At 70.0% G+C, this 14,570-nt stretch carries 13 protein-coding genes and 1 pseudogene; 5 read left to right on the top strand and 9 right to left on the bottom strand.

The genetic code is table 11. The features are described 5' to 3' along the window. Positions 1–9: 9 nt before the first annotated feature. On the bottom strand, positions 10–333 hold the full coding sequence (gene fdxA, locus ACFRAQ_RS03680) for a ferredoxin (protein ID WP_040812194.1): 324 nt from the start codon (positions 331–333) through the stop codon (positions 10–12). Positions 334–472: 139 nt separating this feature from the next. After that, positions 473–1,792 (bottom strand): annotated as a pseudogene (gene cofG, locus ACFRAQ_RS03675) (7,8-didemethyl-8-hydroxy-5-deazariboflavin synthase CofG); the annotation flags it as partial. Between the two features lie 174 nt (positions 1,793–1,966). Here cofG and ACFRAQ_RS03670 point away from each other — a divergent pair. From ACFRAQ_RS03670 to ACFRAQ_RS03660, 3 genes are all read left to right on the top strand, one after another. Then, positions 1,967–3,460 carry a hypothetical protein gene (locus tag ACFRAQ_RS03670; RefSeq protein ID WP_379093672.1) on the top strand — a complete coding sequence of 498 codons (1,494 nt, stop codon included), beginning with the start codon at positions 1,967–1,969 and terminating at the stop codon, positions 3,458–3,460. A 99-nt stretch (positions 3,461–3,559) separates the two neighbouring features. Then, positions 3,560–4,066, top strand: coding sequence for a PH domain-containing protein (locus ACFRAQ_RS03665; protein ID WP_379093669.1), 507 nt, complete (start codon positions 3,560–3,562; stop codon positions 4,064–4,066). Between the two features lie 116 nt (positions 4,067–4,182). Further along, positions 4,183–5,724, top strand: a complete 1,542-nt coding sequence (locus ACFRAQ_RS03660; protein WP_379095784.1) for a PH domain-containing protein — start codon at positions 4,183–4,185, stop codon at positions 5,722–5,724. A 6-nt stretch (positions 5,725–5,730) separates the two neighbouring features. On the opposite strand, the gene ACFRAQ_RS03655 is transcribed toward ACFRAQ_RS03660, so the two are convergent. From ACFRAQ_RS03655 to typA, 6 genes are all read right to left on the bottom strand, one after another. Further along, complete coding sequence (locus tag ACFRAQ_RS03655) at positions 5,731–7,035, bottom strand: FAD-binding oxidoreductase (RefSeq protein WP_379093666.1); 1,305 nt, start codon at positions 7,033–7,035, stop codon at positions 5,731–5,733. 83 nt (positions 7,036–7,118) lie between these two features. After that, positions 7,119–7,616, bottom strand: a complete 498-nt coding sequence (locus tag ACFRAQ_RS03650) for a hypothetical protein (RefSeq protein ID WP_379093664.1) — start codon at positions 7,614–7,616, stop codon at positions 7,119–7,121. Beyond that, positions 7,613–7,771, bottom strand: coding sequence for a hypothetical protein (locus ACFRAQ_RS03645; RefSeq protein ID WP_167333469.1), 159 nt, complete (start codon positions 7,769–7,771; stop codon positions 7,613–7,615). The genes ACFRAQ_RS03650 and ACFRAQ_RS03645 overlap by 4 nt, the downstream gene beginning before the upstream one ends. A gap of 12 nt (positions 7,772–7,783) precedes the next feature. Beyond that, positions 7,784–8,674: an N-acetyl-1-D-myo-inositol-2-amino-2-deoxy-alpha-D-glucopyranoside deacetylase gene (gene mshB, locus ACFRAQ_RS03640; RefSeq protein ID WP_379093660.1), complete on the bottom strand. Its 891-nt coding sequence runs from the start codon at positions 8,672–8,674 to the stop codon at positions 7,784–7,786. After that, on the bottom strand, positions 8,671–10,431 hold the full coding sequence (locus ACFRAQ_RS03635; protein ID WP_379095781.1) for an ABC transporter family substrate-binding protein: 1,761 nt from the start codon (positions 10,429–10,431) through the stop codon (positions 8,671–8,673). Before ACFRAQ_RS03635 ends, mshB begins: the two co-directional genes overlap by 4 nt. Before the next feature lie 279 nt (positions 10,432–10,710). Continuing rightward, positions 10,711–12,606, bottom strand: coding sequence for a translational GTPase TypA (gene typA, locus ACFRAQ_RS03630; protein ID WP_379093657.1), 1,896 nt, complete (start codon positions 12,604–12,606; stop codon positions 10,711–10,713). A 168-nt stretch (positions 12,607–12,774) separates the two neighbouring features. Here typA and ACFRAQ_RS03625 point away from each other — a divergent pair, with 168 nt between their 5' ends. Both ACFRAQ_RS03625 and ACFRAQ_RS03620 read left to right on the top strand, forming a co-directional pair. After that, positions 12,775–12,951: a hypothetical protein gene (locus ACFRAQ_RS03625; RefSeq protein WP_357091493.1), complete on the top strand. Its 177-nt coding sequence runs from the start codon at positions 12,775–12,777 to the stop codon at positions 12,949–12,951. 21 nt (positions 12,952–12,972) lie between these two features. Continuing rightward, positions 12,973–13,266, top strand: a complete 294-nt coding sequence (locus ACFRAQ_RS03620; protein WP_379093654.1) for a 4a-hydroxytetrahydrobiopterin dehydratase — start codon at positions 12,973–12,975, stop codon at positions 13,264–13,266. Here ACFRAQ_RS03620 and ACFRAQ_RS03615 read toward each other — a convergent pair. Continuing rightward, the gene (locus ACFRAQ_RS03615) at positions 13,208–14,428 is read right to left on the bottom strand and encodes a mannosyltransferase (RefSeq protein ID WP_379093651.1); all 1,221 of its coding nucleotides are present in this window, start codon (positions 14,426–14,428) and stop codon (positions 13,208–13,210) included. The genes ACFRAQ_RS03620 and ACFRAQ_RS03615 overlap by 59 nt on opposite strands. Between the last annotated feature and the right edge of the window lie 142 nt (positions 14,429–14,570).

Genomic DNA, 14,570 nt, shown 5'->3' with positions numbered 1-14,570 from the left:
ATCTCGGTCCTACTCGCTCGCCATCGGCGGCAGCGCGGCGATGAACGGCGGGTCGTAGTCGACCTTGCCGACCTTGGTGGCGCCGCCCGGGGAACCCAGGTCGTCGAAGAAGTCGACGTTGGCGTTCACGTAACCGGCCCACTGATCCGGGGTGTCGTCTTCGTAGAAGATGGCCTCCACCGGGCAGACCGGCTCACACGCACCACAGTCCACGCACTCGTCGGGTTGGATGTACAGCATGCGTCCGCCCTCGTAGATGCAGTCCACGGGGCATTCCTCGATGCACGCCTTGTCCTTCACGTCAACGCACGGTTCAGCGATGATGTACGGCACTGCCGCTCTCCTAGTCTGTCCACACCTGAGGGGGATACCTCCCCCCGGCGAAACCCTATCCCGGCCAGCCAACATTACTCTTGCACAGCCTGCCCTAACTTCGCGCGGTCACCTCGGGACCCCGTCCGGGCCGCGTGAGGTCGTCCCAGTCCTGCCACGGCAGGCCCTTCGGCCGCACGTCGGCGGCCAGACCGGTCACCGGGTCGACCAGCGCGGCGACATGCCCCGCGATGCGCGGGTCGATCCAGGGCTCGCCCGCCAGCACGTATTCCGGGTGGGCGGTGACCCGCTCGGTCAGCACATAGCCACAGTCTGCGGTGATCCGCGCCAGCGTGTCCAGGTTCGGCCACGGGCGTTCCGGATTCACGTGATCCGGCGTCAGCGGCGAGACCCCGCCCCAGTCGTCGATGCCCGCCCCCAGCAGCGCCCGGCATTCCTCGAGCGACACCAGGTTCGGCGGGGCCTGGATGCGCATCCCCGGGCCCATCACCAGGCGGGTCACCGCGATGGCGGCGCGGAACTCCTCCATCCCGGCGTCGGGGCTGTGCCGCATGGCGGTGTCGTGCTTGGCCAGGAAGTTCTGCACGATGACCTCCTGCACGTGCCCGAAAGCCTTGTGCAACTGGTGAATCGCGAGAATGGACTCGGCCCGCTCGACGATGGTCTCGCCGATGCCCACCAGAATGCCGGTGGTGAACGGCACCGAGAGGCGACCGGCGTCGGTCAGCGCCCGCAACCGCACCGCGGGGTCCTTGTCGGGCGAACCGTAGTGCGCCTGACCGGGTTCGGTGAACAGCCGGGTGGAGGTGGTCTCCAGCATCATGCCCATGGACGGCGACACCGGCTTGAGCCACGCCAGTTCCGCATGGCTCATCACGCCGGGGTTCAGGTGCGGCAGCAGTCCGGTCTCCTCGAGCACCCGGATCGCCATGGCGCGGATGTAGTCCAGGGTGGAGTCGTAGCCGCGTTCGTCGAGCCACTGCCGGGCCTCGGGCCAGCGGTCCTCGGGGCGGTCGCCGAGCGTGAAAAGCGCTTCCTTGCAACCGAGTTCGGCGCCCTGCCGGGCGACGTCGAGGATCTCCTCGGGCTCCATGTACATGCCCTTGCCCTGGGCGCGCAGCTTGCCGGGCACGGTGACGAAGGTGCAGTAGTGGCAGCGGTCGCGGCACAGGTGGGTAATGGGGATGAACACCTTGCGCGAGTAGGTGATCGGCAGGGTCTCGCCCGCGTACCCGGATGCCCGCAGCCCGGCGTCGCGCACCCGCGCCGCCGATTGGCACAGCTCGACCAGGTCCGCGCCGCGCGCCCGCAGCAGCACCGCGGCCGTGCCCAGGTCGAGCGTCGCGCCGTCCCGGGCCCGTCCCAGTGCGGCCCGCATGGCCTCGGCATCGGGTGTCACCTGCTCCCCCTGTGCGCTGGGCAGGCTCGGGGTGGGTAGATCCGTCACGTCCACGATCATGCGCCATCCATCCCGCTGATCCGACTCGGGTGCCATGGAACGAGGCAACCCGCGGGACCGCCGAGGTTATTCCGATGCAATTACTTGCATCCTCGAGTACATCTATTCAAATCTCGGAATCGATCCAATAGCCTCGCGGGCGACTACTTCCCAGCAGAAAAGGGAGAGATCTTCGTGCTCGCGCAAATCCGACGTGCCGCCGTCGTCGCCGGCCTCGGCGCCACCGCCCTGCTCACCATCGCCACCAGCACCGCATCGGCCTTCGGGCCGCTCCCACCGGCCAATCCCTATCTGGGACCGGTCGGCACCGCGACCATGCACGGCGATTCGGAAGCCTCCGACACCACCCCGCTGCCGGGCGTCGGCACCGGCGGGGTGCGCGCCGACTTCCACGAACAGGGCGCGGCCTGCCCGACCATCCTGCAGGGCGCGGACGGCCTCCCGCAGGCGCTGTGCACCAAGATCACCGACCGCGCGCCCGAGGTGCTGCTGCTGGATCCCAGCAACGGCAACACCCTCGCCAAGCTCGACCTCACCAAGGGCAGCCTGCTCGGCGGCGTCTACGCCTACCTGGACAACCAGGACCGGATGGTCACCGTCGACGGCTCCGGCAACCTGCTGCGCATCGGGCACCAGCGCGGCTCCGACGGCAAATGGTCGCTGTCCATCGCCTCGAAAACCGATGTGACACAGGCTGTCACCGGCCACTGCGGTGGCGGCGACTGCGACGCGGTCAGCTCCGTCTCCCCCGACTACCAGGGCCGGGTCTGGTTCGCCACCGACGGCGCGGCCGCCGGATTCGTCAACCTCGACGGCAGCGCGCGCTCCCTCGTGCTCGCGCCCGGCGAGAACGTGGCCAACAGCATCGCCACCGGACCCCAGGGCATGGCCGTCGCCACCGACCACGCGCTCTACCTGCTCGACGTGGACGGCGGCGGCAACCCGCGGATCGTCTGGCGGCAGGCCTACGACCGCGGCCCCGCCCGCAAACCGGGCCAGCTGAGCTGGGGCACCGGCGCCACCCCGACCTTCTTCGGCCCCGGCGACGGCACCGAATACCTGGCCATCACCGACAATGCCGCCACCAAGGAGAACCTGCTCGTCTACAACACGGCCACCGGCACGCCCGTCTGCTCGGTGCCCGCCATCGACGGCACCGAGAACTCCCCCATCGGATCCGGCAACAGCGTGTTCGTGGCCAGCACCTACGGCTACCCGTACCCGGCGCTGCCGCCCAACGCGGGCACCAGCCAGCCCGCCAGCGCGCCGATCTCGGGCGGTATGACCCGCATCGATGTCACCGGCTCCGGCTGCACCGTGGTGTGGACCAACACCGTGCCGTCCTCGGCGGTGCCGCGACTGTCCGTGGCGGACGGCAAGATCTACACCTTCACCCGGCACTCCCTGCTCGGCAGCGGCAGCAGTGCGCTCGGTAGCGGCAGCTCCGCCCTCGGCAGCGGTAGCGCGGGTCTGGGCAGCGGCAGCGCCGGCGTCACCGACAACTACAGCTTCGCGGTGATCGACGCCAATACCGGCAAGGTCGACTCCGAGCAGTACGTCGGTGCGACCACGATCAATGACACCCTGGAGATGGTCGGCACCATCGCCCCCGGCCGAATCCAGTACCAGGGCACCACGACCGGGTTCTACCGCGTCACGCCCAAGTAGTAGCAGTCCCGCCGCGGCGGCGGCAGCGACCGAACCGAGCGTCCGGTACTCGCTCGCAACAACCGCCTCCGCGGCCCGATTCGTGCAAGCATGGGCACCATGTCCCAGCCCCTCGCTCCCGGCGGCCTGCTGGCCGACCCGGCCCGGCGGCCCAGCCCCCGCGCCAAACTGCTGTGGGCGCTGAGCGCCGCCCTGTCCTGGGTGGTGCCGGTCCTCGGGGTGGGAGTCTGGGCGCTGTTCGATTCGCACCGGCGCGGGCTACAGGGTCTGGTGCTCGGAATCGTGCTGCTGGCAGCGATTTTCAGCATCGTGGTGATTCCGCTGTGGCGGTACGCGGTGCACCGGTGGGAGATCACCGACGAGGCCGTCTACACCCGGACCGGCTGGTTCACCCAGGAGAGCCGGGTCGCGCCGATCACCCGGGTGCAGACGGTCGACACCTATCGCGGGCCGCTCGAGCGACTGCTCGGGCTGGCCACCGTCACCGTCACCACCGCCTCCTCGGCGGGGGCGGTGCACATCAGCGCGCTGGCGCTGGCCGACGCGCGGGACACCGTCACCCAGCTGACCGCGATCGCCGCCCAGCACCGCGGGGACGCCACGTGAGCAAGCCGCCCCGCCAGCCGGACGACTTCTCCGATTCCTATCCGACAGAACAGCTTTCACCGCTGCCCGCGAGCCTCGAACCAGCGAGCGCGGGCTGGCAGCGGCTCGACAAGCGCATGCTGCTGGTACACCCGGTCACCGAACTCATCCGCTTCATCCCGGTGCTGATCGCCACGCTGGTCGCGGGCGCCCGCGCCGACAGCCCGCTGTGGAGCCTCACCGTGGTCGGCGTGATCGTGGCCTTCGCGCTCACCCGCTGGTTCACCACCACCTACCGCATAACGCCCGACAATGTGGAACTCCGCACCGGCCTGATCCAGCGCAAGCGACTCTCCGTCCCGCGCAACCGGGTCCGCTCGGTGGACGTGGAGTCCGATCTGCTGCACCGGGCGCTCGGACTGGCCGTGCTGTCCATCGGCACCGGGCAACACGTGGACAAACGGGAGCAGTTCAAGCTGGACTCCCTGGACGCCAACCTGGTGCCGGACCTGCGGACCGCACTGCTGGCGCACACCGGGACGGGCGCGGAATCGGCTGCTCCGCAGTCGATCACGGCCGAAGCCCCCGCACCGGCCGTGGCCGGCAATGCCGTGGAGATCGCGCACTGGCAGGCGGAGTGGGTGCGGTACGCCCCGCTGTCGCTGACCGGCTTCGCCATCATCGCCCCGGTCGTGGGTCTGGCCTTCCAGTACGGCTTCGCGCAGATCTTCCTGAAGTCCGGCACCGTCCAGGATGTCGGCCACCGCAGCGCGGGCGTCATCGTGGGCGTCATCGCGCTGCTGATCGTGCTGCTCGTGGTCGTGGTCAGCGTGGCCGCCTGCGCCCGCTACCTGCTGACCTGGTTCGGGCTCCAGGTCCACGACGACGGCAAGACCCTCACCATCCGGCACGGCCTGCTCACCACCCGCCAGACCACCCTCGACCTGGCCCGCCTGCGCGGCGCGACGGTGAACGAGCCGCTGCTGCTGCGTCTGGCCGGGGCGGCCGAGCTCGAGGCCATCATGACCGGCACCAGCCCGCGGCAGAAGATCCTGCCGCAGGCTCCGCGCGCCGCCGTGCACCGGACGCTCGCCCACCTGCTCGGCGCCGGCCGAGCCGGAACTGCCGACAAGACATCGCTTGCCACACAGCCGATCTCCGTCGTGGCGGTGGTGGGCGCCGCCGATGCCGCCGCACTCGTCACCGTGCCGCTGCTCCCCCACGGACCCGCCGCGCGCCGCCGCCGCTACACCCGCGCGCTGGGCCCGCTCGCCGCGGCCGCCGTCGCTCTCCTGGTGATTTCCCTTGCGGGAGGCCAAGTTCCGCTGTGGGTCTGGATCGCGCTCGCCGTCGCCGTGCCGGTCGCCGTAGCCCTCGCGTGGGACCGGTACCGCGGTCTCGGCCACGCCGTCCTGCCCGCCGCGGACGGCCAGCCCGCCTGGCTCATCACCCGCAGCGGCTGCCTGGACCGCGACCGCGACTGCCTGGAAGCCCCCGGCGTCATCGGCTGGACCGTGCGCCAGACCTTCTTCCAGCGCCGCGCGGGCGTCGCCACCGTGGTGGCGGCGTCGGCGGCGGGCAAGAAGCGGTATCACGTCATCGATCTGCCGCTGGAGCAGGCGTGGGAGCTGATCGAGGCGGTCACGCCGGGACAGCTGGGCGTCCCGGCTCGGCGGTGATCCGGCTCAGCCCTGGACCGGGAAGTTGGCGCGAATCACGTTGTGCGGGTCGCGCTCTCGCTTGACGGCCCGCAGCCGGTCCAGGGTCGCCGGGTCGAACGCGGCGGCCGCCGACTCGCCCGGGGACAGGAAGGTGAAGGGCTTGTGCCCGGTGACCTGACCATCCAGCTGCGCGACCAGGGTGTCCACCTTGGCGTGCACCGCGTCCCGCAGCTGCGGCAGCCCGATGCCCAGCAGATACACCAGGTACCCGTCGGACAGCGCACCGCGCGCGCCCGCGGCGGGTCCGGCGAACGCGCCGCCGAGGCCGCGCACCTGGATATTGGCCAGTGGCGCAACGGATTCACCCAGCAGGATCTTCTCCGCCTCCGCCGTCAGCTCGGGCAGCAGCTCGGTGCGGCCGATGGCCGGGCTGGGATCGGTCGGCTCGGAGGTGATGGTCCCGATCTCCGCGACCGTCATGGGCGCCCGCGAATCGGAGACCGCGCCGCCGATCCGGTCCAGCGCCGACACCAGGTCCCGGCCCGCGCCGGCGTCACCGAGGTAGGCGACATCGAGGGCCACCAGCTCCGGCGACCGCGGGAACTGGAAGCGCTGGAACCACACCGACAGCTCGTCCGGCGCGTGCGCGGTCAACGCCCGGAAGGCCTCCCACACCTCGGGCATCCGCTCGGCGGGCCACATCACTCGGCCGCCGTACAGTTCGGGCGCGGGGAACAGCTCGACTTCGAGCCCGGTCACCACCGCGAAATCGCCGCCGCCGCCGGACAGCGCCCAGAACAGGTCCGGATCGCTGTCGGCGGTCACCCGGGCGGGGCGGCCGTCGGCGTCCACGATCTCGAAGGCGCGCACCGCGTTCGACGCCCACCCGTACTTGCGGCCGAACCAGCCCGCGCCGCCGCCCAGCGTGTAGCCGGTCACCCCGACCACCGGATTGCTGCCCGCCAGACCGGTGAGCCCGTGCTCGGCGGCGGCCGCCTGCACCCGGCCCCACCGCACGCCCGCGCCGACCCGCGCCACCCGGCCCGCCGGATCGATCTCCAGGCGATCCAGCGCGCCCGTGCGCAGCAGGACGGCGGTCTCGACGCCGCCCGCCGCGCCGTGCCCGGTCGGCTGGGTCACCACCGGACGGCCCGCGGCGCGCGCGTACGTCACCACGGCGGCCACGTCCTCGGCGTCGGCGGCCTCGGCGACCGCCGCGACCGGCTGCGTCACCGCCAGGCTCCACGGCCGCGCGACCTGATCGAAGTCCGCGGCGCCGGCCTCCAGCACCCGGCCCCGGACGGTATTGCGCAGTTCGTCGAATCCCATCGTCTTCCCCTCGTCTGTCTCGCGAACGCGATTCCGCAAGAAGGACGAGACGCGACGACGAAGTGTGACAGCGCCCCGGAGACTCAGGCTCCGGCCGACGCCAGACGCGCGGTGGCGCGGTAGTAGAGGTACATGCCCGCGGGCAGCAGACCGCAGATCAGCAGCAGCATGGTGGGCCAGTCACCCATGAGCAGCGCGTAACCGCTCGGGCTGAAACCCGCGCAGATCAGGAAGCCCAACGCCCACACCAGGATCGGCAGCGCCATCACACCGATCCGATCGGTCGCCACGCCCATGCCCATCACCAGCAGCACGTTCACCACCGCGGCCGCCAGCGCGGCCACCGGCACCGGGATCGCGCCCGAGGTCATGCTCGAGGCGAGCGAGCCGGCAGCCAGCACGGGGGCGGGCTCGGGAATGGTCGCCTGCCCGGCGTAGAGGGGCAGGAACAGCACCTCCAGGCCGAGCGTGATCACGGCGTCGATCAGCAGCAGCCCAGCGATCACCGCGTTCAACACGACGCGGCCCGGGCGCGGGCTCGCCACCGCGTCACCCGAGCGGGCTCCGACGGCGGCCGTCACGGCACCGGCGGGAAACCGAGCAGCGTCAGCAGGTGACTCTGCATGTCCACGAAGCCGTACAGCACCGACAGGTACAGCTCGTGCTGCCACTCGAAGTAGGGCCGCTGGCTCTCGACGAACGCCGCGATGGCGTTCTGGAGGTCCCAGTTGTACATAGCCTCAGTCTCTCATTCCAGCCCGCCGAAGAGATCATGTTCCCGACCGTCGGGGCCGAGTGGGCCGCGCTCACCCCGCACCAGAATGTAATGCTCCTCCGGCAGCACCGGCTGGGCGACATCGTTCGAGAGCGCGAACTCCCGGCCCGAGGGCGCCACCGTCACCTGGGTGGCGTGCGCCCGCAGCGCCGCCCGCTTGGCCGTCAGCACATCGGACACGTCCACCGCGGTGGTAACCGATTCCGCCGGGACACAAGCCAATTCGCCCTCGTGCGGCAGCCGCCAGCCCCGTGGCAGCGCACCCGGCAGCTGATCCACGGTGCGGCGCTTCAACGCCTCGGTGTGCATGGCCAGCACCGCGGCGTCGGTGACCGTCCAGTACACCTTCGGGACCGTCCAGCCCCAGTCCGAGGCCGCGTCCACGGCCGCCATGGTGATCTCGTGCGCGCGAATGTGATCGGGATGCCCGTACCCGCCGCGCGGGTCGTAGCCGATCACCACCCGCGGGCGCAGCTCCAGCAGCACCCGCACCAGCGCGTCGGTGGCGGCGGTCCCGGACTTCACGAAGGCCCGCGGATCGCGCGCCGACGGCGACCCGGCCATACCGGAGTCCCGCCAGCGGCCCGCGCCGCCCAGGAAATGCGGCGGGCCCGCGTCCAACGCGTCCAGGGCCCTGGTCAATTCGGCGATCCGGTAGCCGCCCAGCTGATCGGCCGACCCGGCCACCAGCCGCGCGTACTCCTCGCCGATGACCTCGCCCTCCTCACCGAGCGTGCAGGTCACCACGGTGACCGGGACGCCGCGGCGGCGGTAGTGGGCGATGGTGCCGCCGGTGGTGATGGATTCGTCGTCGGGGTGCGCGTGCACCAACAGCAGGCCGTGGCGCGCGGAATCGATGGTCACGGCAACCTCCGCCAATTGGCGGCATCCGCGAAGATGCCGGTCTGGATGGCGCCGCTCAGCGAGGCCCCGTCCACCCGCGGGCCCGCCGCCGCCACCTGGGTGTCCTGCACGATCGGCAGCACGGTCGACATCTCCCACAGGCGGGGCTCGGCCTCGGCGATCACCTTGCCGGGATCCAGGCCGCGCAGCGCGGCGTCGATACCGGGCTGCAAGGCCGCGTCACAGACCCCGGACAGGTTCGACGGCGACTTCTTCGCGCCGTCCGCGACCGTGGTGTCGCCGTTGTCGCCCGGCGGGGCCACCGGCGCGCACCCGTACCGGGAGGCCAGCACGGTGGCCGGATCCTGGCCGGTGCGCTCCCAGCCGACCACCGCGTCGATCCCGGCGTCGGTCAGTTCCTTGCCGTACAGCGTCGCCGCGGTGACACTGCGGACGATGACATCGATTCCGGCACTGCGCAATTGGTCGGCCGCGGTATTGGCCACCGCCAGCGACGTGGTGTCGCCGTCCACCGCGCCGATCCGCACCGTCAGGGATTTGCCGTTCTTGGCCAGTGGACGCGGTTGCGGCGCGGGCGACGTCGCCGACGGCGCCGCGGGCGTCTCCGCGGCCCGCGCGAAACCTGCCTCCGCGAGCAGCGCGAACGCCTCCTCCACCGGCAGCCGCGGCGGCTGCGTGGCCGCGTACCCGGGATCCGACGGCGAAAGCACCTGCGCCCGAACCGGTTCCACCCAGCTGCCGGTCTGCGCGCCGACCGTGGCCAGCAGCACCGGATCCAGCAGCGCCAGCACCGCGCGCCGCACCCGCACATCGGCGAGATCCCCACTGCGTCCGTTGAGCACCAGCGACATCTCCCGCGACTGCGCCATCACGGCCGTGCGCACCGAGGGGATCGCCGCCAGCTGCGCCTGCAACGCCACCCCGCCGTGCACCAGCGCCATCTGCGCGTCCCCCACCCGCAGCGACTCCGCCACCTGCGCGGGAGTTCCGCCGCGCCGCAACAGGATCTGATCCGGCACCGCGGGCTGACCCCAGTACCGGTCATTGCGTTCCAGCAGGATCTCCTCGCGGCCGCGATCGGCCTGCTTGATCCGGAACTGACCGCCCGAGATCCGGATGGTGTCGACCAGGCCCTGCTCGAAACCGCTGTCCTTCACCAGATGCTGCGGCAGCAGATCCGTGAACAGCTGCCGCCAAGCCGGATACGGCTGCGTCATCGTGACATTCACGGTCTTGCCGCCCGCCGCGGAACTGACATCGGAGATCAGCCGGTACCCCGCCGGATCCACCGTGCCCGGCTGCGTGATCATCTGCTGCCACAGGTATTTGAAGTCCTCGGCCGCGATCGGCGCACCATCGGACCAGGATGCCTCGTTCTTGATCTGGTAGCTGATCGTGAACGGCTCCTGCGAGGTCACGTCCGCCGACACCATGAGCGCCGGATTCAGCATCCAGTCGGTCGCGCCCGGCACCCCCGGCGTCGGCGCGGCCTTGAACGGGCTCGGCAACACCATGGACGCCACGGCCGCCGTCGCGGGCGACTGCTGCGACCGCAGATGCGGATTGAACCCGATCCCGATGTCATCCACCGCGACCACGACCGAATTCTTGCCCGGCTTCGCGGGCTGCGTCTTGGGAGAGTCCGTGGACTCGATGGGCGGCGGCGGATTCGCGGTGCAGCCGGTCGCGACCGCCAGCAGGGTCGCCACCATCAACAGCACCGCGCGCACCGATGCGCGCCTCCGGGCCCCCGTCATCACGTTCGGCACTCTATATCCAATCGGCCCTCCGCTTCGCTCCGGGCGGTTCGCGGCCCTCGTAACCCCGGTCTTCGCTCCTCGGCTTCGCTCCCCGCTCCGAGGCGGAGGTCTATCGAGCCGCAGTCCAGACCGGGGCGGGCCGCGAACACCGAGGCAGGTCTGACCAGGCCGGTGCGGCCCTCGGTTCGTGGTCGGCACATCACCACAGCGCAGCCGAGGCCGAAGGCGAGCCAGCGTGCTGGCTTGCCTTCGGCCTCGGGCGTGGCGTGTTTCCTGTTACTGCGCGGCGCGGTCGCGCGCTTTGCGGCGGGAGATCTCGCGCTGGCGGTCGGTGGCGCTCAGGGTGACCTTGCGCACGCGCACGATCTCCGGGGTCACCTCGACGCACTCGTCGTCGGTGCAGAACTCCATGGCGGACTCGAGGTCCAGCTGCAGCGGCTTGGCCAGGGTCTCGAGCACGTCACCGGTGGCGGACCGCATATTGGTCAGCTTCTTCTCGCGGGTGACGTTGATGTCGAGGTCCTCGGCACGCGGGTTGATGCCGACCACGTGGCCCTCGTAGGTGTCGGCGCCCGGCTCCACGAAGAACTGACCGCGGTCGGCCAGCTGGATCATGGCGAACGGGGTGACCGAGCCGTTGCGGTCGGAGACCAGCGAACCGGTGTGGCGGGCGCGGATCTCGCCGGCCCACGGCGCGTAACCGTCGAACACGGCGTTGGCGATACCGGTGCCGCGGGTCTCGGTGAGGAAGTCGGTCCGGAAACCGATCAGGCCGCGCGACGGCACGATGAACTCCATGCGCACCCACCCCGCGGAGTGGTTGCTCATCTGGACCATCTTGCCCTTGCGGGCGGCCAGCAGCTGGGTGACGGCGCCGAGGTACTCGTCGGGGCAGTCGATGGTCAGCTCTTCGAACGGCTCGTGAGTCTTGCCGTCGACGACCTTGGTGACCACCTGCGGCTTGCCGACGGTGAGCTCGAAGCCCTCGCGGCGCATCTGCTCGACCAGGATGGCGAGCGCGAGCTCACCACGGCCCTGGACCTCCCAGGCGTCCGGGCGGCCGATGTCGAGCACACGCAGCGACACGTTGCCGACCAGCTCCTGGTCCAGGCGGGTCTTCACCATGCGGGCGGTCAGCTTGTGGCCCTGCACCCGGCCGACCAGCGGCGAGGTGTTGGTGCCGATGGTGACCGAGATCGCCGGCTCGTCGACGGTGATGCGCGGCAGCGCGACCGCGTTCTCCGGGTCGGCCAGGGTGTCGCCGATCATGATGTCCGGGATGCCCGCGATGGCGACGATGTCACCGGCCACGGCCTCCTCGCCGGGCTGACGCTCGACGCCGATGGTCTTGAGCAGCTCGGTGATCTTGACGGTCTTGACGCCGTCACCGTGCATCCACGCGACGTTCTGGCCCTTCTTCAGAGTGCCGTTGTGGATGCGCACCAGGCCGATACGGCCCAGGAACGGGGAGGCGTCGAGGTTGGTGACGTGCGCCTGCAGGGTGGCGGTCGGGTCGCCCTTCGGAGCCGGGACGTACTTCATGAGGACCTCGAACAGCTCGTCGAGGTTCTCCGCGTCCGGCACCTGGCCGTTCTCGGGGCGGCTGGTGGAGGCGACGCCCGCGCGGCCGGAGGCGTAGAGCACCGGCAGGTCGAGGGCCAGCTCGGCGGCTTCCGAGGCCTCGTCGTCGAGGTCGGAGGCCAGGTCCAGCAGCAGGTCGTGGGATTCCTCGACGACCTCTTCGATGCGGGCGTCCGGGCGGTCGGTCTTGTTGACCACCAGGATCACGGGCAGCGAGGCCGCGAGGGCCTTGCGCAGCACGAAGCGGGTCTGCGGCAGCGGACCCTCGGACGCGTCGACGAGCAGCACGACGCCGTCCACCATGGACAGACCGCGCTCGACCTCACCACCGAAGTCGGCGTGGCCGGGGGTGTCGATGACATTGATGACGGTGACCGATCCGTCGGCATTATGCCGGTGAACAGCGGTGTTCTTGGCGAGAATGGTGATGCCCTTCTCGCGCTCGAGGTCACCGGAGTCCATCACTCGGTCGACGAGTTCGGCGCGTTCGGCGAACGCACCGGATTGCCGGAGCATGGCGTCGACCAGTGTTGTCTTGCCGTGGTCGACGTGCGCCACGATGGCGACGTTGCGGAACTCGACAGACGACACGTTTGATTCCTCCTGGTGAAAAGTCTGTTGCCGACCCGGATGGGTCTCATGCGTGGGGCTGCCTACGACGAGACATGGCGAACTCCACCGGGCATGCGGCGAGCTACACATTACCGGGCGACGTGGGTCACCTGTTCAACGGCCAGAGGTTAGGTTAAGCTAACCAACATGGGCAAGGTCAAGGCAAAGGACGTCTCGCGTCTCAAGCCGAAGAAGAAATGCTGCCGCAAGAAAACGCGGTGCATGAAATGCCCTGTGGTCATCATGAAGATGAAGAAGGCGGAGGCCGCGGGCTGCTGCGGCAAGGAACTCAAGAAGTGCCTCAAAGCCGCACGCGCCGCCTGAAATCGGAGTAGACCAGGACTTATGAGTCCTGTCTTGCTCTCCGACGACGAGATCGCCAAGGCCCTCACCGACCTGCCCGAATGGACCCGAACGGGCGACAGCATCAGCCGCACCATCAAGGCCGACTCGTTCCTGGCCGGAATCGAGCTGGTCCGCCGGGTGGCGGCCGCGGCCGAGGCCGCCGACCACCATCCCGACATCGATATCCGCTGGCGGCGGGTCACTTTCACGCTCTCGACCCACTCCGCCGGCGGCCTCACGCCACTGGATATGGCTCTCGCACGGGAGATCGATCGACTGCGGGCGCAGGGCTGAGCCGCTTCACCGCGATCATCCAGGCGAACAGCACAAGCACCCCGGCCGCGTTCGCCGTTCCCGCCCAGGCCAGGTACCAGGGCCGGGAGATCTCCCACATGTTCGTCTGCACCGTGCCCAGCAGCCACGGGATGCCGACGATCGTGTTGAACAGCCAGAACGTGCGCATCAGGCCCGCGCCCGGCGCATCGCGCAGCGGGCCGAAGCGCAGCCACAGCACCAGCGGGACCAGGCAGATCCAGTGGTGCGACCAGGAGATGGGCGCGGCCATCATGCCGAACAGCTGCACGATGAGCAGGGTGCCCAGCCGGTCGTCGGAACGCAGTGCGCGCCAAGCGAAGAAGGCCAGCACGGCCGTGGCCAGCACCGCCGACTTCCACAGCAGCCCGCCGCCGATATCGTGCCCGGCCAGGCGGCTGAGCGCGCCGCGCAGCGACTGGTTGACCACCGAACCGACCGGCCCGATGCGGTGCGGGTCGCCGACCAGCTCGCCGAAGTACTTCTTGGTCTCGTTGGGCGTGAGCAGGTACGTCAGCCCGATGGTCCCGACGAACGCGCCCACCGAGGCGGCGATCGCGAGCCACTGCTTGCGGGCCACGAAGTACAGCCCGGTCACCGCCGGGGTCAGCTTGATGCCCGCGCCCAGGCCGACCCACGCGCCCGCCAGCCACCACCGGGTGCTGCGCGCCGCGGCCATCGCCATGAACACCAGGAACACGTTGACCTGGCCGTAGTCGAGGGTGGACCGCACCGGTTCCAGCCACATGCCGCCCGCGGTCCACGCCACCGCGGACGTGCGCCAGCGCTGTTCCTGCATGGCCTCGGGGCCGAGGATCATCTCCAGCGCGATCCAGATGATGCCGAACAGCGCCCCGACGGTGGCCAGCAACCAGCCCACGGCGACCACGTCGAAGGGCAGGAAATGCAACGGATACAACAGCAGCGCCGCGAACGGCGGATACGTGAACGGCAGCGGAAATTGTGGTGACCGACTGGAATCGGTCCATTCGTAGAGGTTCCCGCCGAAGAGATTCGCGGCGCCTTCGACATAGACGTGCAGGTCCACGAGGATCAGGTTGCTGGGCCAGAATAGCGCCCAGGCCACACGAGCCAGCACCGAGATGCCGAGGGCGACGGCAGCCAGCTGGAAACGTCGATTCACAAAACGGACTTTCGGGTCGGATTGGTCACCGACCGGAGTTCACGGCTGGCGATCTCGCCTGACGGCGCGCGGATAAGCGTAGCCGTAGTAACGAATATCTCGCGCACCCAAGAAACGTGGGCACCGGGACCCGCCTATTGCG

Origin of the sequence: Nocardia sp. NPDC056611, assembly GCF_042792755.1 — a bacterium.
Taxonomy (GTDB): domain Bacteria; phylum Actinomycetota; class Actinomycetes; order Mycobacteriales; family Mycobacteriaceae; genus Nocardia.
The sequence above is the reverse complement of the archived record's forward strand: the minus strand, read 5'-3'. Positions and strand labels throughout refer to the sequence as shown.